The sequence below is a fragment of the Caballeronia sp. LjRoot34 genome (assembly GCF_964253815.1).
Taxonomy (GTDB): Bacteria; Pseudomonadota; Gammaproteobacteria; order Burkholderiales; family Burkholderiaceae; genus Caballeronia.
Genome location: NZ_CAXUSB020000001.1, coordinates 544,132 through 569,138, shown reverse-complemented (window position 1 = coordinate 569,138; position 25,007 = coordinate 544,132). Strand labels below are relative to the sequence as shown.

Genomic DNA, 25,007 nt, shown 5'->3' with positions numbered 1-25,007 from the left:
TGCTCGGTCAGACACGCACGCGCACGGCTTCGAGAAAGCGCACCGATCCATTGCGCAACGCGCAATATTCCCGATACGTGCGGCTGATTCTAACCAGAACCTCTTCGCCTTACATATCCGAAAGCTCTTAAAAATGGGCCGATTTAGCGGCTATTTGTTGCTAAATTGATCGAATTTATGCCGAAGTGTGAATACAAGACAAAAGGCCGCAGCGGGATAGCTCCCGTTGCGGCCTCTTGTTTTGCAACCATTTAAAGATAAGGGCGGCGCCGGCTGAACTTTTGCCGAGGCCGCCCGCTCCCCTACGGTATTACTTAGTTATGCAACGCGATCTGCACGCCTTGCTGAACCAGCAACTCGGTGTGCGCGCCGGAGTGTTCGTACACGTTGTACGTCACGCCGCCCACCACCGCCGTGCCTTCGGCTTGCCACACGCCGTCGGCCACGCCAGCAATGTGCGCGTTCGACAGATCAACCGTGTCACCGTCCGAACCCTTCACCATCAATTGCTGATGGCCGTCCTTCTGGAACAGGTCCTGTTCGCCGAGGTTCAAAACGTCCGTCAGCGAGAGCTTCAGGTTGTTCGTATGACCACCCAGGTCGATCACTTCAATGCCCGAGATCTTCGCCGCCGCCGTCTGGCCGGTGAGCGATGTCAGATCCAGCACCTGGTGGTCGCCCGTTAGGTGCAGCGTGTCGATCGCCGTACCGCCCGAGCCCTGGATGTGCGCCGTGGTTTCCTTGAAGTAGGACGCCGGGTCCGCGTTCAGGTCCACCGTCTCGTTACCGTTGGCCGCCGTGCCGATGAAGGCGTCGTGCTCGCCGACTACCGTGTGGTGAGCCGACGTTGAAGCCGTGGGGTCGACAGCGACTGCAGCGTCGTCCACCACCGGTGCGGCGTTGTGCGTTGCGCTGAGAGGAGCGCTGTACGTCCAGCTGGTTTCGTTGACCGTGTAGTTTGCGGACGTCGCGTAGTTCGTGCCCAAGTTGCCTGACACATGCTGCGCAATAGCGCTGAAGGTTAAGCTACTCCCTGTTGTGAGAAAGAAAGGATGCCCGTTTCCGTCTTTCGTACCTTGATCGAAGGTATATGAAAATGCGCCATTGCTGACCGCTACCGTTACATAGAGCAAGGAGCTGTCGCCCGCAGCGCCCGCAGAGAAACCAAGGACAACCCGATCGCCGTTAGCATAGCCAGTGATAGTCCCGTCGACGGTAAACGATCCAGTGTTGGCACCGCCATTCGGGATCAGGTGACCAGTCTGGTCATACACGCCGGTAATCACGATCGATGGCCCAGCGACAGTCACTGTCGAGGCTGCCGAATGCGCGCTCGTGCCCACCACGTTCGATTCCGTGACGCTGATGCTGTGCGCAGCACTAGACAAAGCCGTTGCCGGCTGGAACGTCCAGGTGCCGTTTGAGTTCACCACCGCCGTGCCCAGCACCGTGGCGCCGTCGTACACGGTGATCGTGTCGCCTGCCGTGCCCGTGCCGTTGATATGCGGAGCGGCGTCGCCCGTCGTGCTGCCTGCGGGAATGGTTGCGCCCGCGTCGTCGGTAAAGCTCGGCGCGGCCGGAGTAGCCGGGATGGTCGTGTAGGTCCAGTTGGTTTCGTTGACCGTGTAGTTTGCGGACGTCGCGTAGTTCGTGCCCAAGTTGCCTGACACATGCTGCGCAATAGCGCTGAAGGTTAAGCTACTCCCTGTTGTGAGAAAGAAAGGATGCCCGTTTCCGTCTTTCGTACCTTGATCGAAGGTATATGAAAATGCGCCATTGCTGACCGCTACCGTTACATAGAGCAAGGAGCTGTCGCCCGCAGCGCCCGCAGAGAAACCAAGGACAACCCGATCGCCGTTAGCATAGCCAGTGATAGTCCCGTCGACGGTAAACGATCCACTGTTGGCACCGCCATCCGGGATTAGGTGACCAGTCTGGTCGTACACGCCGGTAATCACGATCGATGGCCCAGCGACAGTCACTGTCGAGGCTGCCGAATGCGCGCTCGTGCCCGCCACGTTCGATTCCGTGACGCTGATGCTGTGCGCAGCACTAGACAAAGCCGTTGCCGGCTGGAACGTCCAGGTGCCGTTTGAGTTCACCACCGCCGTGCCCAGCACCGTGGCGCCGTCGTACACGGTGATCGTATCGCCTGCCGTGCCCGTGCCGTTGATATGCGGAGCGGCGTCGCCCGTCGTGCTGCCTGCGGGAATGGTTGCGCCCGCGTCGTCGGTAAAGCTCGGTGCGGCCGGCGTGGCCGGCGCGGTCGTAACGACCGTGATGACAACCGGGGTCGAAGCCGCGCTCGGCGTGCCCGCCGGGTTCGTTTCAATCACCGTGATGCTGTTGTTGCCAGCGGCCATGTCCGTTGTCGGCGTGAACGACCATGTACCGTCTTTTCCAATGGTGGTCGAACCGATAACGGCGCCGTTGTCGGACACCGTGATGATGTCGCCTGCCGTGCCCTTGCCGTTGATGTGCGGATGCGCGTCGGCCGTCGTGCTGCCTGCGGCGATCGCGTTGCCGCTGTCGTCCGTAAAGGTCGGTGCCGCCGGCGTCGCCGGCGTGCTGGTGTTCACGGTGAAAGTGAACGTGTTTGAAACCGTGCTCGTCACACCGCCGGAAGTCTTGGCCGTAGCGGTGATGGTGTGCACGCCGCTTGCCCAGGTGATGCCCGACCCGATCCACCATGAGCCGTCTACTGACACACCGACCGAACCTAACAGGCTCGCGCCGTCGTATACGGAGATCGTGTCGCCGTAGTGCGCCGTTCCATAGATAACGTTGCCCGTGTACGGCGTCGTGCTGCCGCTCGGTACGGACTTGACGTCGACCGAACCGTTGTATTCGTGCAGAAGCGTAATGACCGGTACCGTTGCCACAGGCGTGAACGTGAACGCAATTGCGGCCGATGCCGCGCCCGTCGTGCCAGCCGCGTTGGTTTGCGTGGCCGTGATGCTGTGCGTGCCGCTGGCCATATCCGTTGACGGCGTGAGGGTCCACTTGCCGGTGACGTCAACCACGGCCGAGCCGATCAGGGTCGCGCCGTCGTACACGTTGACTATGTTGCCTGCCGTGCCGGTGCCGCTGATGTGCGGATGGCCGTCGGACGAGGTGCTGCCCGCAGGAATTGATGCGTTGCTGTCGTCCGTCAGAACCGGCGTCGACGGTTTTGCCGGCGTGGTCGTGTCCACCACCACGGCCGTTGCCGGCGATGTCGCGCTCGACGTACCCGCCGGGTTCGTTTCAATCACCGTGATGCTGTTGTTGCCGTTGGGCAAATCCGGCGACGGCGTGAAGGTCCATGTGCCGTCCCCTGCAACCGTGGTCGAGCCGATGACGACGCCGTTGTCGTACACCGTGATGGTGTCGCCGTTCGTGCCCTTGCCGTGGATATGCGGATGCGCGTCAGCTGTCGTGCTGCCTGCGGGAATAGGGTTGCCGTTGTCGTCCGTGGTGGTCGGTGCTGCCGGCGTGGCCGGCGTGGTGGTGTTGATCGTGATCGTCCAGCTGGCCGACGACGCGCTTGACGTCTGTCCTCCAGTACCAATCTGGACGGCGGTCATGGCATGCGCGCCGTCCGTCATGGCTGCCGGAATCTTCGCCGACCAGTGACCCGTCACGTCAACGACCGCGGTGCCGCATCCGGCGCCATTCTGGTAAATGTAGATGGTGGCGCCGGCCGTGCCCGTGCCGCTGACAGTGGGCTGATTGCCGCTGGTCGCGCCGCCACTCGGAATACTCACGAGAGCCGCATTCGTGCCAATGGTATCGAGCACATTTGTGATGGCTGGCGTGGGAGCCACGTTCGAAGCGATCTGCACGCCCACCGTTGCCGACGAGGCGCCGAAGTTGCCCTTGCTGTCCTGCGGGATGGCCGCGAAGCTGTGCGCGCCAAGTTTGAGCGCTACGGTCGGCGTATATGACCACGTGCCGTTCACACCCACCAATGCCGTGCCAAGCAGTCGCACGCCGTCATAAATGCTGACGATGTCGCCCACGTCCGCCGTGCCCGTGATGACCGGCGTGGTGCTCGAGATCGTGCCGCCGTTCCCTACCGTGCCAACTGACGTGATGACTGCCGCTGACGGATCGGATGTTTGGAGTGCCATGTTATTACCTTTTGTTACAGTGAATTGAAAGGGTGCAACTCTGAGCCACGTTCAGCGCGAACCGAGCCGACCACCCAGATGAACGAGTCGGACAACTATGAAATAGTGGGTTCCAACGCATGAACGGCGATTCTGACTGTTAAAGGAATACGCACCTACAGGAAAAGTCCTAAATGCAAAGTTAAAATGAGTCAAACTGGCACACAGATGCTCCCAACATTTGTTGAAAATATTTCTCCAATCGTATCTATGTTTTGCATAACTAATTTCTTCACCGCGCTCGACAATATAGGACCCTTATGCAAGGTTCCAGTACAACGCTGAAACGCACAATTTCCCAACCGCGTGGTTGATAAGTGGCACGCCAGGCCGAATTACACAGGCCTTTGCAAACGATGTATTCGCCATTCCGTGACGAAACCCGACTGTGTCGATCCGGCTTGCACCGCGCCGCTGTCGAGCAGTCAAAGGTCAAATAGGGTTGCCCAGGTCTGTCCGCCTGCTCCGCCACAGATAGAACCGCCCATTACCGCGCGATGGACGGCCAAGCCCAATTCGGAATATGAGAAACCGGCCTGAATAAAATAAAGCGGGTTCAGCGTTGCGCTGAACCCGCTTTAATTTTGAAACGCATGCGAAGCACGTGCTCGTAATAGATGCTTGAATTTAGAAACCGCGGTCGTGCATTGCACTCAATACCGTATCTACAATTTTCTCCGGCGCTAACGCAATATCCACTTCAATGGCTTCGTCGGGGCCGGGCGGTTCCAATGTATCAAGCTGACTTTGCAATAATGCCGGGTCGAAGAAATGCCCTTTGCGTGTCTTGATGCGCTCTCTCAACAGTTCTTCCGATCCTTTCAAATAAACGAAAGTCACGTCCGGGTCTCCGTTGCGAAGAATGTCGCGGTAAACGCGCTTCAAAGCCGAGCAGGCATAGACATGCGGCGTGCCGTCAGCCTGCTTCTCCACTATCGAAGCGCGAATAGCGTTCAGCCACGGCCAGCGGTCTTCGTCCGTCAATGGAATGCCCTGGTGCATCTTGTCTTTGTTTGCCTGGCTATGAAAACTGTCGGCATCGGCGAAATCGCAGCTCAGCCGTTCAGCCAGCATCTCGCCTATTGTGGTCTTGCCACAACCGGATACGCCCATCGCAATCAATATCATCGGAATCTCCTTATACGACCGTCGCAAGCGCAAAGGTCAAACCTAATCCCATTAGCGAAATGATGGTTTCGCAAAGCGACCACGTCTTGAATGTCTGACCCACCGTCATGCCGAAATATTCCTTGACGAGCCAGAATCCCCCGTCGTTCACGTGCGAGAAAATCAGCGATCCGCAACCCGTGGCAAGCACCAGCAATTCCGCACTGACCGCGCCATTCGATGCCGCCGCTATAGGCGCCACAATCCCGCACGCCGTGGTCATGGCAACTGTTGCGGACCCGGTTGCCAGCCTGATCAGCGCAGCCACAAACCAGCCAAGCAGCAATGGCGACAAATGCGCAGCCGAAGCAGTGGCAACCAGCTGCTGCGAGATCCCGCTTTCGCGCAGCACGTTCCCAAAGCCGCCGCCCGCGCCCACTATCAAGGTAATGCCGGCAATGGGCGCGAGGCAATCGCCGCAGAACTTCTGGATCTGTTCACGGTTGAAGCCGCGAGACGCCCCGAAGCTCCAGAAACTGAACAGCACGGCAATCAGTAACGCGACGTCGGCATTGCCTACAAATTTCAACAAGTTATTGGGCAGCGATTTGGGCGCGAAAATCAGGTCGGCCCAGCTTCCAATCAGCATCAGGATCACGGGCAACAAGACAGTGAGCAGCGTGATGCCGAACCCGGGCAGCTCGCGCTTCTCGCCTTGCTTACCTTCCTTGCCTTCCTTGCCTTCCTTGCCTGAGTCGATAAACTGCGCCGCGAGCGGATTGTTTTCAGGCAGCTTGATATGTTTGCTGATCAGCAGCGCAAACAGCGGGCCCGCAACAATCGCAGTAGGAATGCCAACAATGAGCCCATACGCTATGGTGCGGCCAATGTCCGCGTGGTAAGCCTGCACGGCAAGCAGCGCGGCGGGGTGAGGAGGAATCAATCCATGCACCACCGAAAGCCCGGCGACCATGGGCAAGCCAACCAGCAACAGCGACTTGTTGGTGCGTTTCGCGACGTTGAACGCTATGGGGATCAGCAGCACGAAACCCACTTCGAAGAACACCGGCAAGCCGACGATAATCGCCACGCACATCATGGCCCAGTGAATATGCTTCTCGCCAAACCACTTGATCAGCGTATTGGCAATCTGCTCCGCGCCGCCCGACTCGGCCATCATCTTGCCGAGCATGGTGCCCAGTCCGACCACGATCGCTATATGCCCCAGCGTGTTGCCATTGCCGGTCTCGAACGCTTTGACAATGTTCTCCATCGGCATGCCGACTGCCAGGCCAAGCAACAACGAAACGATCACCAGGACAAGAAACGGATAAACCTTGTAACGCGTGATCAGCAGGATCAGCAATGCGATGGCAATAACCGCGTACACCAACAGCATGCTGCCGTGGACTGGCTCCATTAAGCGCCTCCGAGGTTGTTTAGTAGATATGCCGCGCGGCAGCAGACTGGATCTCAAGCCCGTCGGGGCCTGGTCGTCGCAACACGCCGTAGCGCAGCCGGTGTTCAACCCGGGGATTTTACTTGCAGGTAGAGAAATACGTCTTTCAAACGTGTCTTGATGTGAAAAAGCCCCCGCTGGCAGATGGCAGATGGCAGGGGCTTCGGTCGTTCCTTGATATTCAAGGGCGGGGCTTGTGTGGCGCTTTACGGTCGCGGCGCCAGGGTGCTGGCAGCACGCGCCAGACGCGTCACTTCCTCCCAGTTTTGCGCGGCGAGCGCCGCCTTGGGCGTCAACCACGATCCACCCACACACACCACGTTCGGCAACGCCAGGAAGCTCGGCGCGGTTTCCGCTGTGATGCCGCCCGTCGGGCAGAATTTCAGGCCGGGGAACGGACCGTTCAGCGCCTGAAGCATCGCAATGCCCCCCGCCTGTTGCGCCGGAAACAGCTTCACGATTTCGTAACCCAGTTCCATGGCCGTGATGATGTCAGTCGGCGTCATCACGCCCGGCAGCAGCGGCAAGCCGGCGTCGAGAGCGGCCATGTGAATGTCCTTCGTCAATCCCGGCGATACCCCGAATTGCGCGCCCGCTTTCTTCGCCTGCGCGCAATGTTCCGGCCGGGTGATGGTGCCCACGCCGACCACGATGTCATCGCCCAGTCCGCACGCGCGTTCTATTGCCTCCAGTCCCGCCTTCGTGCGAAGCGTGATCTCCAGCACCTTGACGCCGCCCGCGTGCAATGCCCGCGACACGTTCTCACCCTGCTCCGCCGATTCAAACGCGAGCACGGGTATGACCGGCCCAAGACGCACTATTTCACTGACTGACTTCATTTTCTGCTCCTTCCTTATAGTGGTTCTGGTTCTGGTTCTCTCAGGCTCGACGGTGGTTTTATCGGCGCTCGGCAATGTTTGCGTGTTGTTCGCTCAGTTCGCTCAGTTCGCTCTGTTCGCTCTGTTCGCCCACCATGGGGCCGAATACCGATGCCCCCAGTTCTGCCGGCATGGCCGCGCTGCGGAACACGCCGAACAATTCGCGCCCGAATCCGACTTCGTTCTCAGCTTGGTGCGCAGGCTGTTCGACCGGACGCGCGTTCCATTCGTTTGCATCTATTTCAATGTCCAGCACACCCTTGTTTGCATCGATAACAATCATGTCGCCCGTGCGCACCTTGCCCAACGGCCCTTGCAGCAATGCTTCCGGCGAAATGTGGATCACCGCGGGCACTTTGCCCGACGCACCCGACATACGCCCGTCCGTGACCAAAGCAACATGAAAGCCCTGATCCTGCAACACGCCGAGAAGCGGCGTCAACCGGTGCAACTCCGGCATACCGTTGGCGCGCGCCCCTTGGAACCGCACGATCGCCACGAAATTCCGCTTGAGTTCGCCGTTATCGAAGGCTTCCTGGACCTGTTCCTGTGAATCGAAAACAATTGCCGGCGCCTTGACATGCCGGTGCGCGTCAGCCACCGCCGATATCTTGATCACGCCGCGCCCCAGCTTGCCTTGCATCAGGCGCAGACCGCCGTCGGGCGCAAAGGGTTCCTTGTGGCTGCGCAACACTTTTGTATCGTGGCTGGCTTCGGGGCCATCGATCCATTGCAATTTGCCATCGATCAATTTTGGCTCGCGGGTGTAATGCTTGAGGCCATGACCCGCCACCGTTTGCACGTCTTCGTGCAGCAAACCGGCTTCCAGCAGATCCCGCACCAGGAACGCAATACCGCCTGCCGCGTGGAAGTGGTTCACGTCGGCCTTCCCGTTCGGATAAATCCGCGCCGTAAGCGGCACGGCCTGCGAGAGTTCATCGAAGTCATTCCAGTCAATCACGATGCCCGCCGCCCGCGCGATTGCCACCAGGTGAAGCGTGTGATTCGTCGAACCGCCGGTAGCCAGCAACGCGACGATGCCGTTGACTATGGCTTTTTCATCGACCACGTGGCCGACCGGCGTGTAATGCCCCCGCTCCACAGTCAGCTCAAGCACCCGCTTCGCCGCTTCGGCGGTGAGCGCGTCTCGCAACGGCGTGTGCGGGTGAATGAAGGCCGAGCCCGGCAAGTGGAGGCCCATGACTTCCATGAGCATCTGGTTGCTGTTCGCCGTGCCGTAGAACGTGCATGTGCCGTGGCCGTGGTAAGCCGCGGCTTCTGCTTCGAGCAACGCGTCGCGGTCGCAGCCGCCGGTGGCGAACTGCTGGCGAACCTTGGCTTTGTCGTCGTTGGTCAGGCCGCTTGTCATGGGGCCCGCCGGAACGAAAATGGTCGGCAAATGCCCGAATTGCAGCGCGCCGATCAGCAAGCCGGGAACGATCTTGTCGCAAATGCCGAGGCACAGCGCGGCATCGAACATATTGTGGGTCAGCGCCACCGCCGTGCTCATGGCAATGACCTCGCGCGAAAACAGCGATAACTCCATGCCCGCGTTGCCTTGCGTAACGCCGTCGCACATGGCCGGAACGCCGCCCGCAAACTGCGCCACACCGCCCGCTTCGCGCGCCGCGTGCTTGATGATGTCGGGGTAATTCTTGAACGGCGCATGGGCCGAAAGCATCTCGTTGTAGGACGAAACAATGCCTATGTTCGGCTCGCGAATCGCCTTGATCGCGATCTTTTCCTGGCCTTCCATGCCGGCGAAACCATGCGCGAGGTTGGCGCACGAAAGCGCGCCGCGGGCAGGAAAGTGCCCCTGTGCGCCGGCGATACGGGCCAGATAGGCCGCGCGCGTCGGCTTGCTGCGCTCGATCACGCGCTGCGTCACTTTGTTGAGATGCGAATGCGGGGAAACCATCGAAACTCCTTCGCCTGGGGTCGGCGAGCATCCGGGGGCGCCGGGACGAGTAGAAGCTCGGAGTCGGCAGTTTGGTATTTGACGATAACCGAGCGGATCAGACGAATGTTAGTAGAAAAACTACATTTTTCATATCTGGAAAACCCTTACTTGTCCGTTCAACTTTAACTGATAGACGAATGATACGGTTGATAGTCAACGGAATTCGGCATCAAGTTGCTTTTGGTTGTGTAGTTTTTGTACATAACCGCGAATCAGCTATAGTCCGTTCAATTCCAGCATAGGTGAGATTCACGATGTTGCTGTCCCAAGTCGAAGCAATGCGCGAGCAGTTGCGCCCATCCGAGCGCAAGCTTGCCGATTATGTGATTGACGCTCCGCGAGAGGTGCTGGATCTCGCAATGACCGATTTCGCCAAACGCGCCGGTGTCAGCCAGCCGACCATTGCGCGTTTTTGCCAGGCATTGGGATTTTCAGGTTTCCGCGAGTTCAAGATCCGGCTGGCTCAAAGCATTGCGTCCGACGTTCCCGCCCCCGCTGTGTTTCGTGACGTTCGCGCCGATGAACCCGCCGCCGGCGTAGCCGCAAAAGTACTCGACAGGACCATTGGCGCGCTATTGCAGGTGCGCAATAGTTTGTCGTCGGATAGCGTGGCCGCGGCAATCAATTTGCTGGCGGACGCGCGACGCATTGAGTTCTACGGTGCGGGAGGCTCCGGCATTGCCGCGCTCGATATCCAGCACAAATTCTTCCGGCTCGGCGTGCCGAGCGTGGCCTATTCGGACCCGCACACTTACACCACGTCCGCCGCGCTGCTGGGCGCGGGGGACGTGGTGGTGGCGGTATCGAATACGGGACGCACGCGCGACATTCTGGACGCCGTGAAGTCCGCGCTCCAGGGCGGCGCCAAGGTCATTGCGATCACGCATGGAAGCTCCCCGCTGGCACGGCTCGCGAGCGTGGGACTCTTTGCGAACGTCGATGAAGACACCGACATTTTCTCGCCGATGACCTCTCGCGTGTCCCATCTCGCTATAGGCGACATTCTGGCGGTGGGGGTAGCGCTGGCGAGGGGACCCGAGTTCGCGGAAAGGCTGGCGGACGCCAAGGGCGTGCTCGACAGAAGGCGAGTGGGGAATTAGGAAGGTTACTTGGGAAGCGTTGCTGTGGCCTGACGGCCAGGGAACCCGACCATGTCCATGCCGCAAACAGGTCGCGGCCGTGTGCGCGTGATCTGCATGCTTGCGCCCCTGCTCTGCGTAAGCCCCAAAAAAAAGCGGGTTCTTCCGAAGAAGAACCCGCTTCAAGTACTGCCTTAAGGTACTGCTACAACATGAACAACTTGTAGTGCAAAAGCCCTTGAACCAGCCCGGTTCTTGACGAACCGGGCCCGAGGCTTAAGCCCTGATTACCACTGGTACGAAGCACCCGCACCAACCGTCGTACCCGCTGCCGACCAACCTGCGCCTACGCGCACCTTGATGTTCTGCGTGATACGAGCCGTACCGCCAATGGCCGATGCTGCATAGCCCTGGAACGTACCGCCACCAATACCGATCGACAACGTCTTGTTAGCATCGACGTCCGGGATCATCGTCAGCGCTGTGGCTGCCGCAATACCGCTGTACGCCTTGCGAGCAATACCGCCCACTGCCGAGTTCATCTGGTTCAGATTGACTGCATCCGTACCTTGCGTACCCGCTGCAACGTTCGTGATCTGACGCTCGTTACCTTGCGAACCAACCGAAACGCTGTTGTCACGATCTGCCACCGAGTTTGCACCCAGTGCGACTGCGTTGTTCGCCGGAGCCGTAGCACCGTTACCGATAGCGATCGAGTTCGTACCCGACGCACCAGCGTTGCCGCCGATAGCGATCGTGCCGTCACCCGTACCGCTTGCGCCGCCACCAATCACAACTGCGTGATCGCCGGAAGCCGAAGCGTTGTCACCCATGGCGATTGCGTCGCTGCCAGTTGCCGATGCTGCTGCAGCCGGTGTGCCGTCCGCGCCATTCGTGCCGTTGATACCGTTGATGCCGATACTCGTGGAGCCCGTCGCGGCGATGTTCGTCACCGAAGCTTGAAGAGCAGCAACGTCCTGGTTCGTCGTGTACAACTGGTCGCCGGTTACTGCATCCGTGCTACCTGCTGCCAACGTTCCTGCCGTCAGGTTCGTCAACTTCGTACCAGCCGTACCAGCCATCGTGATCTGGTCATGTGCTGACGAGTCATACGACACTGCGTTCGGCGCTGCCACTCCGCCACCTGCGGTGATGTTGTTCACCGTGGTCTGCAGATTCGTCACGTTGTCCGCATTCTGCGTAACACGGCTGTCGAGGTTGCTGATTGCGTCACCGACGTTATGAACCGTGCCACCACCCACGTTGAACGTAGGCTGCGTGAACGAACCGTCAGAGTTCATTTGCGCGCCGCCGCCGATCGCGGTTGCGATGCTTTGCCCGTTGTTGAACAGTTGCGAGCCGTTGATTGCGTCGAAGCTCGACGAGTTCACGGCACCGGCAGCTACACCGGTGATCGTGCGCTGAACACCCGACGAATTCGTTACGTCGACAACAGTGCCACCAGTCATCTTGCCGACGGTGATGTTTTGCGTCGTAGGATCTTGAGCAACCAGACCCGTACCGCCCGTATCCGCCGAGATTGCTGCGACCGCGTTGTTCAGGTTCGTCAGGCCGGTATCAACGTCCTTGAATGCATCGCCTGCGTTCGTGGTTGTGTGACCACCGATCGAATACGTCGGGCCAGTTACGGCACCCGTGGTCGAATTGATCGCTGCGCCGCCACCCAGAGCCGCAACTACCGGCGTCAACTGGCTCAGGTTCACTGCGGACGTGGCCTTCGTGCCTGCCGCTACCCCCAGAAGTTCACGTGCGACACCCGCGTTGTTAGCGAAGTTCACATGCGTACCGTCCGTTGCACCGCCAACCAGAAGGTCAGCACCTGCAGCAGCTTGCGTGATCAGTGTCGAACCGCCACCGCCTGTTCCTGCTGCGGCGATTGCCGAGGTCATCTGACCCAGGTTGACCGCGTCCGTGGTCGTGGTACCAGCAGCCACGTTCACGATCTTGCGTTCCGAACCCTTGGCACCGATAGACACAACGTTGCTCTGCGAACCATCGCTGCCGTTACCGAGAATCACGCTGTTGCTGCCCAAAGCATAAGTGTTCGCCTTGGAACCAACAATGTTATTGCCGATGACAACCGTGTTCGTGCCTGACGCCGAGCTGTTGTTACCCATTACGATGGTGCCAGAGCCGCTGACTGCCGCGCCGTTACCAATCGCGATACCGCTTGTGCCCGAGCCGCCCACTGCTGCGTTCGTACCCATGGCGATCGAGTCCGTGTTCTCAGCATCCGAACCGTTACCAATTGCCAGCGCACGGTCAGCAATAACCGAAGCGTTCACGCCGATTGCCGTGGCGCCGACGCCGTTCGCGATCACTGCGCTACCAATAGCGACCGCCTGGTTAGCCGTCGCACTGACGTTCGTACCAATCGATACTGTGTTGTCAGCGTTGGCCTTCGTGTTCAAGCCAATTGCGATTGAATCAGTACCGGACGTTTCAACCTGACCCAGCTTGTCCGTGGTGCCTACGCCCATTACATCTGTCAAGGCAAACACGGTGGCAGGCGAACCGTCTGCGTTGCTACCGAGTCGCGTCGCTGAAAGCTGCTGCACAGACTTGACCGGCGTTTGCGTGGCAGTTACACCTGCCAACATGGTTTCAACCTGACCCAGGTTGACAGCGTCGTTGTTGCCCGTGGCGTCTGCCACGTTCACGATCCGACGTTGTGCGAACTGCGTACCAACCGATACCGTGTTGTCCACGCTAGCCAGCGAGCCCGTACCCAGTGCCACCGAGTTTGCACCCGTTGCACGCGAATTCAGACCGAAGGCCAGGCCACCTGTTGAGTTGGCGAATGCATTGCCGCCGATTGCCATTGAATCCGTGCCCGTTGCTTGCGCCGTAGCCGCAGAGCTGGCGCCGAAGCGGACATACTTCAAGCTGGAGCTCAGGATCTGGTTAGCGGACGTCGCTGTGCTGATAGCGCTATTCAGCTGTTCAACGTTCACTGCGTCGTTGTTGGCAACGCCGTCAGCTACGTTTGCAACCTTGACCGGCGTGCCTGCTGCACCCAGCGTTACACTGGTCTTGGCAGAGCTGTCGTAGGCCACGAACGCGTTCTGAACCACGCCGCTCGAGTTGAACGTAGCGCCCATTGCCTTCAACTGAGCAACGTTCGTTGCGTCCGTATCAGCTACGCCTGCTACGAGGTTGTGAATCTGCGCGCCAGCTGTGCCGACACCCAATGTCACGCCAGTCCTGGCCGTGCTGTCGTATGCCACGAACGCGTTCTGAACCACGCCGCTCGAGTTCACAATGATGCCTGCTGCTGCCAACTGACCCAGGTTCACTGCGTCCGTTGTCGTGGTACCTGCAACGACTTGGTGAATCTGCGCGCCAACCGTGCCCGTACCCAGCGTCACGCCGGTCTTGGCCGTGCTGTCGTATGCCACGAACGCGTTCTGAACCACGCCGCTCGAGTTCACAACGATGCCCGCTGCTTGCAACTGACCCAGGTTCACTGCGTCGGTCGTGGTCGTGCCTGCAACTACTTGGTGAATCTGCGCGCCAACCGTGCCGTTGCCCAGCGTTACGCCAGTCTTGGCCGTGCTGTCGTATGCCACGAATGCGTTCTGAACCACGCCGTTTGTGTCGACATTCAGGCCAGCTGCCTTCAATTGCTCAACGTTCACTGCGTCGTTATTGGCTTTGCCGTCAGCTACGTTTGCGATCGTGACCGGCGTGCCAGCTGTGCCAGCCGTACCCAGCGTAATCTTGTCATGCGCCGAGGTGTCGTACGAAACAGCGTTCGGGTTTGCACCACCGGTAGTCACTGCACTTGCGATTGCCGTCGTCATCTGACCCAGGTTCACTGCGTCCGTTGCTGTCGTGCCTGCAACCACTTGGTGAATCTGCGCGCCAACCGTGCCCGTACCCAGCGTCACGCCAGTCTTGGCCGTGCTGTCGTATGCCACGAACGCGTTCTGAACCACGCCGCTCGAGTTCACAATGATGCCTGCTGCTGCCAACTGACCCAGGTTCACTGCGTCCGTTGTCGTGGTACCTGCAACGACTTGGTGAATCTGCGCGCCAACCGTGCCCGTACCCAGCGTCACGCCAGTCTTGGCCGTGCTGTCGTATGCCACGAACGCGTTCTGAACCACGCCGCTCGAGTTCACAATGATGCCTGCTGCTGCCAACTGACCCAGGTTCACTGCGTCGGTCGTGGTCGTGCCTGCCACTACTTGGTGAATCTGCGCGCCAACCGTACCCGTACCCAGCGTCACGCCAGTCTTGGCCGTGCTGTCGTATGCCACGAACGCGTTCTGAACCACGCCGCTCGAGTTCACAATGATGCCTGCTGCTGCCAACTGACCCAGGTTCACTGCGTCGGTCGTGGTCGTGCCTGCCACTACTTGGTGAATCTGCGCGCCAACCGTACCCGTACCCAGCGTCACGCCAGTCTTGGCCGTGCTGTCGTATGCCACGAACGCGTTCTGAACCACGCCGCTCGAGTTCACAATGATGCCTGCTGCTGCCAACTGACCCAGGTTCACTGCGTCGGTTGTCGTGGTACCGGCAACGACTTGGTGAATCTGCGCGCCAACCGTGCCCGTACCCAGCGTCACGCCAGTCTTGGCCGTGCTGTCGTATGCCACGAACGCGTTCTGAACCACGCCGCTCGAGTTCACAATGATGCCTGCTGCTGCCAACTGACCCAGGTTCACTGCGTCGGTCGTGGTCGTGCCTGCCACTACTTGGTGAATCTGCGCGCCAACCGTACCCGTACCCAGCGTCACGCCAGTCTTGGCCGTGCTGTCGTATGCCACGAACGCGTTCTGAACCACGCCGCTCGAGTTCACAATGATGCCTGCTGCTGCCAACTGACCCAGGTTCACTGCGTCGGTTGTCGTAGTACCGGCAACGACTTGGTGAATCTGCGCGCCAACCGTACCCGTGCCCAGCGTTACGCCAGTCTTGGCCGTGCTGTCGTATGCCACGAATGCGTTTTGAGCCACACCGCTCGAGTTCACGATCAAGCCTGCTGCTGTCAACTGACCCAGGTTCACTGCGTCGGTTGCTGTCGTACCGGCAACCAATTTGTGAATCTGCGCGCCAACCGTGCCGTTACCCAGCGTTACGCCAGTCTTGGCCGTGCTGTCGTATGCCACGAATGCGTTCTGAACCACGCCGTTCGTGTCGATATTCAGGCCAGCTGCCTTCAATTGCTCAACGTTCACTGCGTCGTTATTGGCTTTGCCGTCAGCTACGTTTGCGATCGTGACCGGCGTGCCAGCTGTGCCAGCCGTACCCAGCGTGATCTTGTCGTGCGCCGAGGTGTCATACGAAACAGCGTTCGGGTTCGCACCCGTGCTGGCCGTTGCACTTGCGATTGCGGTCGTCATCTGACCCAGGTTCACTGCATCGGTCGTGGTCGTGCCTGCTGCGACGTTCACGATCTTGCGTTCCGAACCCTTCGCGCCAACAGAGATGACATTGCTTTGCGTGCCATCGCTGCCGTTACCGAGGACCACGCTGTTGCTACCCGACACCTTCGCATTGTTGCTACCCAACACATACGAATTTGTACCTGTTACCGTGCTGTTGTTACCAATGATGAACGATCCATCAGCAAGCGCCATGGACTGGTTGCCCAAGGCCAACGATTGCACGCCGGTAGCACCTGAGTTCTTACCAATGACGATTGCGCGGTCGTTGGCGGACTCTGCGTTTGTACCAATCGCAATACCGTCCGGTGAGTCCACGTCAACAGCGGACGAATTGCCGATCGACAGGCCGCCGTCCGATACCGAGGTTGCGTTGCTGCCGAACGCCATCGAATTCGAACCGTTGGCAATCGTGCCGTAACCCATTGCCACGGAGTTCACGCCGACTGAATTGATGTTCGAACCAATTGCGACCGAGTTCGTGTTGGTCGACGACGTGTTCAAGCCGATAGAAACTGAATCCGTTCCGATTGCCGAGATTGAACCGAGCTTGTTGGTCGGACCGACGGCAATAACCTGATCCAGCGTGATCGGCGTGACGTCACCGAGGAGACCGCCGCTTGCACCGAGGAGAGCCGGGCTGCTTGCGCCCAACAGGGTCGGCGAGCTCTTCAGCGTAGCCTGAAGGCCAGTGCTTTCGTTAGCCAACAGGGTCATGACCTGACCGAGATTGACTGCGTCGGTGTTACCCGTACCTGCTGCCACGTTCGTCAGGCGACGTTCCTTGCCCAGCGCTCCGATAGAAACGGTGTTTGCCTGGTTAGCATTCGAGCCATAGCCGATCGCAATGGAATTGAGCGCAGTAGCCTTGGAGTTCGTTCCGAGAGCGAGCGTTTCGTCACCGCTGGCAAAAGCATTGCCGCCAATAGAGACCGCGTCCTGGCCGCTGGCCTGCGCCTGGCTGCCGCTCATGACCGTGCTGATGCCGATGTACTTGGAGTTCCCAACTGCCGTTGCCAAACCCGCGGTTGCCGAAGTGAGCTGCGAGAGGTTGACTGCGTCATTGGCGGTCGTGCCGTTCGCCACGTTCGAAATCTTGACCGGCGTGCCTGCAGCACCCAGGGTTACTGAGGTCTGGCCCACTTGGTCATAGACGACGCTGTTGGCGGCCGAACCGCCCGTACCCGTTGCCGCGGCAGCAGCCGTCAGCGCGGAATCCAGTGTGTTGTATGTCTTGCCGCCGACCGTGTAGGTCGGTGCCTTGATGGTGCCGTCAGCGTTGACGCCGGCCGAGCCGCCCAATATTGTGGCTACGCTGTTTTCAGCAGCGTACAGTTGTGAACCATTGATAGCGTCTTTGCTCGTCGCACCGACTGTGCCTGCTGCTACGTTCGAGATCTTCGTGCCCGACGCGCCCAGCAACGTAACCAGGTCCTTGCCAGTCGTGCTGTAAGAAACGAACGAGTTCGTCACCGTACCGCTCGTGCCAATGGTCGCGCCCAATGCCTTCAACTGAGCAACGTTGGTTGCGTCCGTGTCAGCAACACCGGCAACGAGGTTATGAATTTGCGCACCTGCGGTGCCAACGCCCAGCGTCACGCCCGTCTTGGCCGTGGTGTCATAGGCCACGAATGCATTCTGAACCACGCCGCTCGTGTTGATGTTCAAGCCTGCTGCTGCCAACTGACCCAGGTTCACTGCGTCCGTAGCGTGCGTGCCGGCAGCCAGATTCGCGATCTGGCGCTGCGTTGTTGCGTTACCTACCGATACCGTGTTTTTGTCGGTTGCAACTGAATCCTGGCCCAGTGCTACCGAACCGGAACCCGATGCGGAGGCGTTCATGCCCAAAGCCATGGCGCCGGAGCCCGTTGCCGAAGCGCTTTGACCGATTGCAACGCCACCGTTGTTGATCGTGTAAGCGTTGGCGCCGATTGCCGTGCCGCCGTTTCCAGCCACTGCAGCCGAACCAAACGCAAGGCTGTCCGAGCTGGCCTGGCTGTTCTGGCCGACGGCCACGCCCGAACCCATTGAGTACGCCGAATCGCCAATCGCGATACCGCCAATCTTGGTGGGGGCCGCTGCGTCTGCATCGACTTCCGAATTGACACCAATCGCTACGCCGTCAGCAATATTGACAGTCGCGTTCGTGCCCGACTTGACGGTGTCGTCAGCCATGGCGACGCCGGCGCCTGCCAGGCTCATGCCGCCGACCGCGATCTGCGTCAGGATAGCCTTGGAGATGGCTGTTTTTGCACGCTTGCTCTTGCTGCGTCCAGTTGCCAGTTCCGAAACTGCGACCCATGATCCCGTCGATTCATTCCAGACTGATTTGTATGACTTGTTCATGCTATGAATACCTTTTTACAAAAATAGAAAATCGCCTTGCGGCTCGGCAGAGATCGATCGCCACCTTTATTCCGGATGGCCAATGCGTTTGCAGCTTCCGCGTAACGCTCGGCGTTCGATGCCTCTTTCGGTTCTTTAATACCGAAGCACTGAAACCGGGGTTACTTGTGAGGCCCGGTTCTTGTGAACGCAAACGAACTATAGATTTGGAACCGAAGCTACTTAATGCGAAAACTCCTAATTTGCGTCTCGCAAACTGAATCCTTGTTTCTCGACATTGATCCTCCGTACGAATCCAGGAAGCCGCGCACCGGTTATTTGGTCAAGTCCATTGCTGGCAAAGGCGAAGAGGCCGGCACACACCCCGCCTCTTAAACGGCCTCATTCAATTAGGATTATTCTTATAAAGAAAAAGCGTTGCACGCTGACAACCGAAGCAACGTCAATTTCGTCATAAATTGTCGAAATTTGTAAAATATAAGTTACTAATAAATATGCCGATTCGATTAATGACCAACAGACTTAATCAATCAATTTATAAAAATGAAAAAGGCCAATTAACGACAAGTCGTTAATTGGCCTTGAAAATACGTGCGAATCCATGCCGTTCGGCAATCTATAAAAACGTTGATCTAGCGGATTAATTTACAGCGACTCCGGGCTGTCAAGCGCCCGTCAACCACGAATCCAGCGTGCCATTATTGAGATGGATTTTAAGAACAGCCTGATAGGCGTCGAACTGCGTTGTAACTGCGCTAACCTGGTTGTTATAGAAATCGCTTTCAGCGGACAACACGTCCAGCAACGTCCGTCGGTTCAGGTGATACCACTGCTCGAAAAACTGCTTGCGGATCAGATCCGATTCCGTGGAAAGCTGGTCGTACAGCTTGGCGCGCGTGCTCATGGCGAGCGCGTCATGGTAGGCATCCCGTACCTTGAATTCCGAGTCGAGCGCCAGCTGGTCGCGCTTATCAAGGCTCGACGAAGCACGCGAGAGCGCTGCGCGCTCGGCGGCACGCTGGCTGCCACCCTGGAATGGCGTCCAGGACAGTTGCAGCATGGTTGACCAGGGCTGACGGTTGCCGAACACGTCCGGCGCCGTATTCTTGTTGATCACCCAGTTCAATTTGGGCATTGAGTCTGCCCGCACCGACTGAGCGTTCAACTTCGCAGCTTCGGCTTCCGCGTCAGCCTGCGCGATTGCCGGGTTCTGCGCCACGGCGCTGACCGCTGAATCTACGCCATCAAGCATGAATTGCCAGTGAACGCCGCCGGGCATGGGAGTGGGCTCTTCGCCTACCAGCTTGCGGACCGCGATCTCTTGCGTGCGCACTTGTGCTGCAACCGTTGCCTGGGACGTCTGGGCCTGCAGCAATCGGGCCTGAGCTTGCGTCAACTCGCTCAGGCGACCCGGGTCGGCCTTGACGATCTCTTCCAGCATTTGCACGAGTTGCGACATGCGCTTCACGTAGTTCTCGCCAATCGCATACACGGCGCGGTTCTTGGCCAGCTCGACCAGGCTGCTCGAGGTGTCGTAAGCATTCTGCTGCGCCAGGGTCTGGTAGTACAGCTCCGCGGCCTGCGCCGTTTTCGTGCGGCTGTCGATGCTCTTGCTCGTCTTGCCAAAGTCATAGATCAGGGTAGTGATCGCAACGCTCGCGGTCGGACGGTTGTACTGGTTGAAGCTCGCGCTGTCGCCGGTAATGGCAGGCGAATTCGCGCCGACCTGGATCTGCGGATAACGCTGGCCCTTCACCTGATCGATGTCGAACTTTGCCGCGTCCCAGTCATTGCGCGCCTGCTTGAGGGCCGGGCTGCGCGCAGCAGCGGCGTCTGCCGCGTTGCGCAGGGCGGCGCGTACTGCCTGCTCCGGCACGACCGCTGTATCGAGGACCGAACGCGACGTGCTGCCGTCGTCCAGCCAGTCCGAATACGTCTGGTCGTTCGAGCGCATGGTGCGCACGGTGCGGCGAATGCCGGCCGGCGGATTGGCCATCACCATGGCCGATCGGGCGTCAAGCGTGGCCTGCACCGATACCTTGTTCGCCATGCCTGCACCTGATACGGACGACGAATCACTGTCTGCTTGTGCAGTGCTGCCCGTAGCCAGCGAGCCTCGCAGTGACTGGAGATCGCTTAGCACGTTGGGCATCCGTGGAGAAACGGCGGATGCTGTTTGCGCCGGGCTGACGGCGCGAATAGGCGACTGCGCCATGCCGATGCGTGCGCTATTGGTAGCGGTAAATTCCGGACGCGGCGCGGAAGGGGCTGACGCAGCGGCCGACGCAGGGACGGCAATCTGCGGCACCGCGGCCTGAACTGCCGGCACGGCGGGTTGCTGCGAAGCTTGCACAATGCCGGCGTTCGCGAAGGCCTGGGCAAAACTGCCCGATAACGGCGGCAAGCTCGCGCCTGAACGCGCGGCCGAGGGTTGCACCGCTTCGCTAGCGCTTGCCTGCAAGGGCTGCATGGCCGCGGGATTCGCTTCAATAGCGCGTGACACCGCAACCGCTTGCGGCGACTCATACACGGCAGCCGCGGCAGGAGCCACCGCCACCGGCTGGGCTCGCGGTGCGCCCGGCGCTATGGCGCGAGCCAGCGCTACCGCCCCGTCCATGTTGTTGTCGACCGAAGCTGCCGGCTGGGTTAGCCGTGACTGCTGCGGCGCCCACGCCATGTCGTCAAGCGCAGACCTGGCCTTTGCGTCCGTTGCGCTGAATGCCAGCCCGATAACACCGCTACCGACCAATACGCCCATCGCGGAGAACAACGTCCGGTTCGGGGTGATGCCATACGGAAGCGCGCCATCAAGCTTGTTTCCGGCGCGGATCAACCGCACTTGGTTTGATTGTGTTGACATGTCGACTTATCTCTCGCGGAACGCTTCACGCGACTTGAAAATGGGTTTCAGCAGGTACGAGAGCACGGTCTTTTCGCCAGTGCGAATTTCGACGTTGCCGGTCATGCCGGGAATGATCGGCAAATGCTTGCCGGCGGCCACGAGTTCGCTTTTATCAGTCAGAACCTGTACCCGGTAATAGATGGCATCGGGTTTGCCCGGCGCCGCTTTCTCGTCCTGCAGCGTGTCCGGGCTGACGTCAATGACATGCCCCTTCAAGCCACCGTAAATCCCGAAGTCGTAAGCAGAAATCTTGACCATGGCCGGGAGTCCCGGATGAAGAAAGGCCACGTCTTTCGGCTGAATACGCGCCTCGACAATCAACTGGTCGGCATAAGGCACGATGCTCATGATCTGCGCGCCTGGCTGAATCACGCCGCCGATAGTCGTAATCTTGATGTCCTTGACCGTGCCCTTGACCGGCGCGACCAGCGTGGTGCGTTCCAGCACGTCAGCGCGTCCTACCAGGTTTTCCTTCGTCTGCGACAACTCGAGGTCGAGGCGCGACATTTCGTCGTTGGCATCGGACTTGTACTTGTTGCGGCGATCCACAATCTGCGACTGCAACTCGTTCGCGCTGCGCTTCATGCGCAGAACTTCGGTCTCCGAAATCAGGCCACGCGCTGCGAGCGGTTCCGTCATGTTGATTTCGTTCATCGCCAGCCCATAGCTTGTTTGAAGCGAAGCCACGGTGTCTTGCAGGGAGCGGCGACGTGATTGATACGTCTGCGTCTCACTCAGGACGACGGCCGGGTCCTTTAGGACATCGTCGGGAAACACGAGGGCCGTGCCATTTGCTTCGGCACGCAGCCGTGCAACCTTGGCTTCGAGACCGATCAGCTTGGAATGACCTTCGGAGTACGACGAATCAGCACGCTTCGGGTCAATGTTCAACAGCAACTGGCCCTTCTCGACTACGTCACCTTCTTTCACATGCATGTCGGCGAGAATTCCGCCTTCCAGGCTCTGAATGATCTGCTCACGCATGACCGGAACCACTTTCCCCTGTCCCTGCGTAACTTCTTCAACGTGGGCAAATTTCGCCCAGATCAACCCGCCAACAATCACGGCGGCAACCAGGTAGAGCATGGCCATGGTGCCGGGGATCGACTGCGCGAGCATCGATTCGCGCAAGTCGTTCATGTAGGCCGTGTGAGCCGGATGGACGTAAGGCGCGGCATTCTTTTTGCGGCCGCCCGGCGTCAGTGAGCGGGCCCAATAGCCCAATCGTGTAAATAATTTCATGATGGTTCCTTGATGGCGCCGTGCGCCTGTGTATCGGTTCCCTGCGCGTGACTCACGGCTGGAGCGGCAGGGTTGCGCAACGCGGCAAGCACTTCTTCCTTCGGGCCATCGGTGACCACTTTTCCTGCATCTATAACCACGATGCGATCAACCAGTTGCAGCAGCGAGGGCCGGTGCGTGACCACGACCAGCGTGGTGCCGCGCGTGGCTTCGGCCAGATCCCTGATGAATGCGCTCTCGGTTTGCGTGTCCATTGCGCTGGTCGGCTCGTCCATCAAAATGAGCGTGGGACGCGCGATAAGGCAGCGAGCGATGGCGACAAGTTGCTTTTGACCGCCCGACAAACCGTCGCCGTTTTCGCCGATCTGCATGTTCCAGCCGTGTGGATTGCCAGCGGCTATTGCGTCGAGTCCGGTCAGCTTGGCTACTCGCAGCAACTCGTGGATGCTTGCATCGGGACGGCCAATCATCACGTTCTGACGAAGCGATCCATAAAACAGGCGGCTGTCCTGTGACACATAGCCCACCTTTTCGCGCCAGTCGGCCGGATCGACTTGCGTGATATCGATGCCGTCGCTGAACACCTGGCCGCTCGTCGGACGATAAAGATTCGACATCACGCGCAGCAACGATGACTTGCCGCTACCTACGCGGCCCAGAATGGCGACGCGTTCTCCCGCACGAATGTCGATGTTGATGTTCTTCAGGAATTCAGGCGGCTTCATGCCGTTCTGAACCGGGTAGTGGAAGCCCACCTGACGGAGCTCGATCGCGCCGCTGATACCCGGGTTGTTCAAATACTGGACGTCCGGATCGCGTTCCACCGGTTTCTTCATCAGCCCGCTGAGCGAGTCGAGTGCAGCCTTGGCTTGCTGGAAGCGCACAGCCAGACCGGCCACTTGCGCCAGCGGCGCCAATGCTCGCGAAGCCAGGATCACAGAACCGATCAACGCGCCCTGCGTCAGCTTGCCTGCGGAAATCATGTACACGCCGGCCACCACGATCATCACCGTTTCGAACTGCGTGATCCACGAGACGAAGTTCATGGCGAGCGCCGAGAGATGCTTCGATTTCATCGAAGTGTCAGACGCCTTGGCTGAAAACAGTTCCCAGCGTTCCTGCATGTAACGCTCGCCGCCAGTGGCCTTCAGCGTTTCAATGCCTTCCACGCTTTCAATCAGGACACCTTGCTTGAGCGACGATTCGCGCAGGTTTTCCTTCATCACCTTCTTGAGCGGCCATTGAATCAACACGCTCACGCCGATGATCACGGGGACCAGCAGCAGCGGGATAAACCCAAGCATGCCGCCGATCATGAAGATCACCGCGATATACAGGAACGTGAAGGGCAAATCCGACAACGTGGCGAGCGTGGCTGAAGCGACGAAGTCGCGTACCGATTCAAACTCGCGCAACTGGTTGGCAAACGAGCCCGACGATGCCGGCTTGTGCTCCATGCGAATCGCGAGCGCCTTCTTGAACAACATGGCGCCCATGATCAGATCGGCTTTCTTGCCGGCGACATCGAGCACATGAGCCCGGACGTTTCTTGCAATGAACTCGAACAGCATGGCGATCGCCACGCCAATCGCGAGCGACCACAAGGTGACAAACGCCTGGTTCGGGACCACGCGGTCATAGACGTTCATCGTGAAGAAGGTGCCGGCCAGCGCGAGCACATTGATCAGCAGCGCACCAAGGGCGGCGCTCCAGTAATAACGGCGATAACGCCACAACGTACTCAACAGCCAGTGGCCGTCCGACTTCTCCTCAGGTATGCCTGCGCGGATGTCGACCTTGCCAACGGGCTTCACCAGCATCGCAAAGCCGGTGTAGTTGGCTTTGAGCTGGCTGACGCCGATGGAGACGACCTTCGAGCCCGTCTCCGGCAGCACCACCAGGTAGGCGGCTTCCATTTCGTCCTGGGCCGGTTGCTGGCCTTCCTTGATTTCAGCGGCCGGCTTGATGACCTTGACGTCGTTGGGCGCGCGGCCGAGCAGGACGCAACCACCGTGATCCTTGCGGAACAGGATGACCGGCAGCAACATGGGCGACACTTCGTTGGGCTGGCGTTCGACCACGCCGACATTGAAACCCGACTGCTCCATGGCGAGCTGTGCTTGCTTGGGGGAAATGAATCGTCCCGCGGGCAGGCCCGAGAGCATTGCCGCTTCGCTGGTCGGCTTGCCGTGATAGGCGGCCATCCATACGAGACTTTTCAACAGCGTGTCGTCAACCTTCGTCGATAGCGCCAATGCATCGTCGCCGTCCGGTTGAATGGGCGTTATCGCGCCCGGTACTTCATTTTTCATGGCATTTGACTTTTGAGCGTCCGGTGAGGAGGCTTGGGCCTCCGGACCGGCCGGGGTGGATACGTCGTTCGGTAACGACGCGGAACGATTCGTCGCGGGATGCATTTATTTCAGCGGATGCATTATCTGCACGGGCTCGGACACCGAAAATAAGAAG

At 59.3% G+C, this 25,007-nt stretch carries 10 protein-coding genes; 1 reads left to right on the top strand and 9 read right to left on the bottom strand.

Going from position 1 to position 25,007, the window contains the following annotated elements:
- Positions 1–314 precede the first annotated feature (314 nt).
- The 5 genes from ACSQ36_RS02515 to edd all read right to left on the bottom strand — a co-directional run bounded on the left by ACSQ36_RS02515 (position 315) and on the right by edd (position 9,513).
- Positions 315–4,112, bottom strand: a complete 3,798-nt coding sequence (locus tag ACSQ36_RS02515; protein ID WP_436180795.1) for a beta strand repeat-containing protein — start codon at positions 4,110–4,112, stop codon at positions 315–317.
- A 666-nt stretch (positions 4,113–4,778) separates the two neighbouring features.
- The gene (locus ACSQ36_RS02510; protein ID WP_436180794.1) at positions 4,779–5,279 is read right to left on the bottom strand and encodes a gluconokinase; all 501 of its coding nucleotides are present in this window, start codon (positions 5,277–5,279) and stop codon (positions 4,779–4,781) included.
- A 10-nt stretch (positions 5,280–5,289) separates the two neighbouring features.
- Positions 5,290–6,678 carry a GntT/GntP/DsdX family permease gene (locus ACSQ36_RS02505; protein WP_436180793.1) on the bottom strand — a complete coding sequence of 463 codons (1,389 nt, stop codon included), beginning with the start codon at positions 6,676–6,678 and terminating at the stop codon, positions 5,290–5,292.
- 245 nt (positions 6,679–6,923) lie between these two features.
- On the bottom strand, positions 6,924–7,556 hold the full coding sequence (gene eda / locus ACSQ36_RS02500) for a bifunctional 4-hydroxy-2-oxoglutarate aldolase/2-dehydro-3-deoxy-phosphogluconate aldolase (protein ID WP_213768511.1): 633 nt from the start codon (positions 7,554–7,556) through the stop codon (positions 6,924–6,926).
- A 58-nt stretch (positions 7,557–7,614) separates the two neighbouring features.
- Positions 7,615–9,513, bottom strand: a complete 1,899-nt coding sequence (edd, locus tag ACSQ36_RS02495) for a phosphogluconate dehydratase (protein ID WP_436180792.1) — start codon at positions 9,511–9,513, stop codon at positions 7,615–7,617.
- Between the two features lie 296 nt (positions 9,514–9,809).
- Between edd and ACSQ36_RS02490 the strand changes: the two genes are divergently transcribed.
- On the top strand, positions 9,810–10,655 hold the full coding sequence (locus tag ACSQ36_RS02490; protein WP_436180791.1) for a MurR/RpiR family transcriptional regulator: 846 nt from the start codon (positions 9,810–9,812) through the stop codon (positions 10,653–10,655).
- A 266-nt stretch (positions 10,656–10,921) separates the two neighbouring features.
- Here the strand turns inward: ACSQ36_RS02490 and ACSQ36_RS02485 are convergent, their stop codons facing one another.
- The 4 genes from ACSQ36_RS02485 to ACSQ36_RS02470 form a co-directional block, all read right to left on the bottom strand.
- The gene (locus tag ACSQ36_RS02485) at positions 10,922–18,394 is read right to left on the bottom strand and encodes a YadA-like family protein (RefSeq protein ID WP_436180790.1); all 7,473 of its coding nucleotides are present in this window, start codon (positions 18,392–18,394) and stop codon (positions 10,922–10,924) included.
- Positions 18,395–19,058: 664 nt separating this feature from the next.
- Positions 19,059–21,254: a TolC family protein gene (locus tag ACSQ36_RS02480; protein WP_436180789.1), complete on the bottom strand. Its 2,196-nt coding sequence runs from the start codon at positions 21,252–21,254 to the stop codon at positions 19,059–19,061.
- Positions 21,255–21,260: 6 nt separating this feature from the next.
- Positions 21,261–22,538: an HlyD family type I secretion periplasmic adaptor subunit gene (locus ACSQ36_RS02475; protein WP_255631768.1), complete on the bottom strand. Its 1,278-nt coding sequence runs from the start codon at positions 22,536–22,538 to the stop codon at positions 21,261–21,263.
- A complete protein-coding gene (locus ACSQ36_RS02470; RefSeq protein WP_436180788.1) occupies positions 22,535–24,850 on the bottom strand; it encodes a type I secretion system permease/ATPase in 2,316 nt (771 codons plus the stop codon). The genes ACSQ36_RS02475 and ACSQ36_RS02470 overlap by 4 nt, the downstream gene beginning before the upstream one ends.
- Positions 24,851–25,007: the final 157 nt, after the last annotated feature.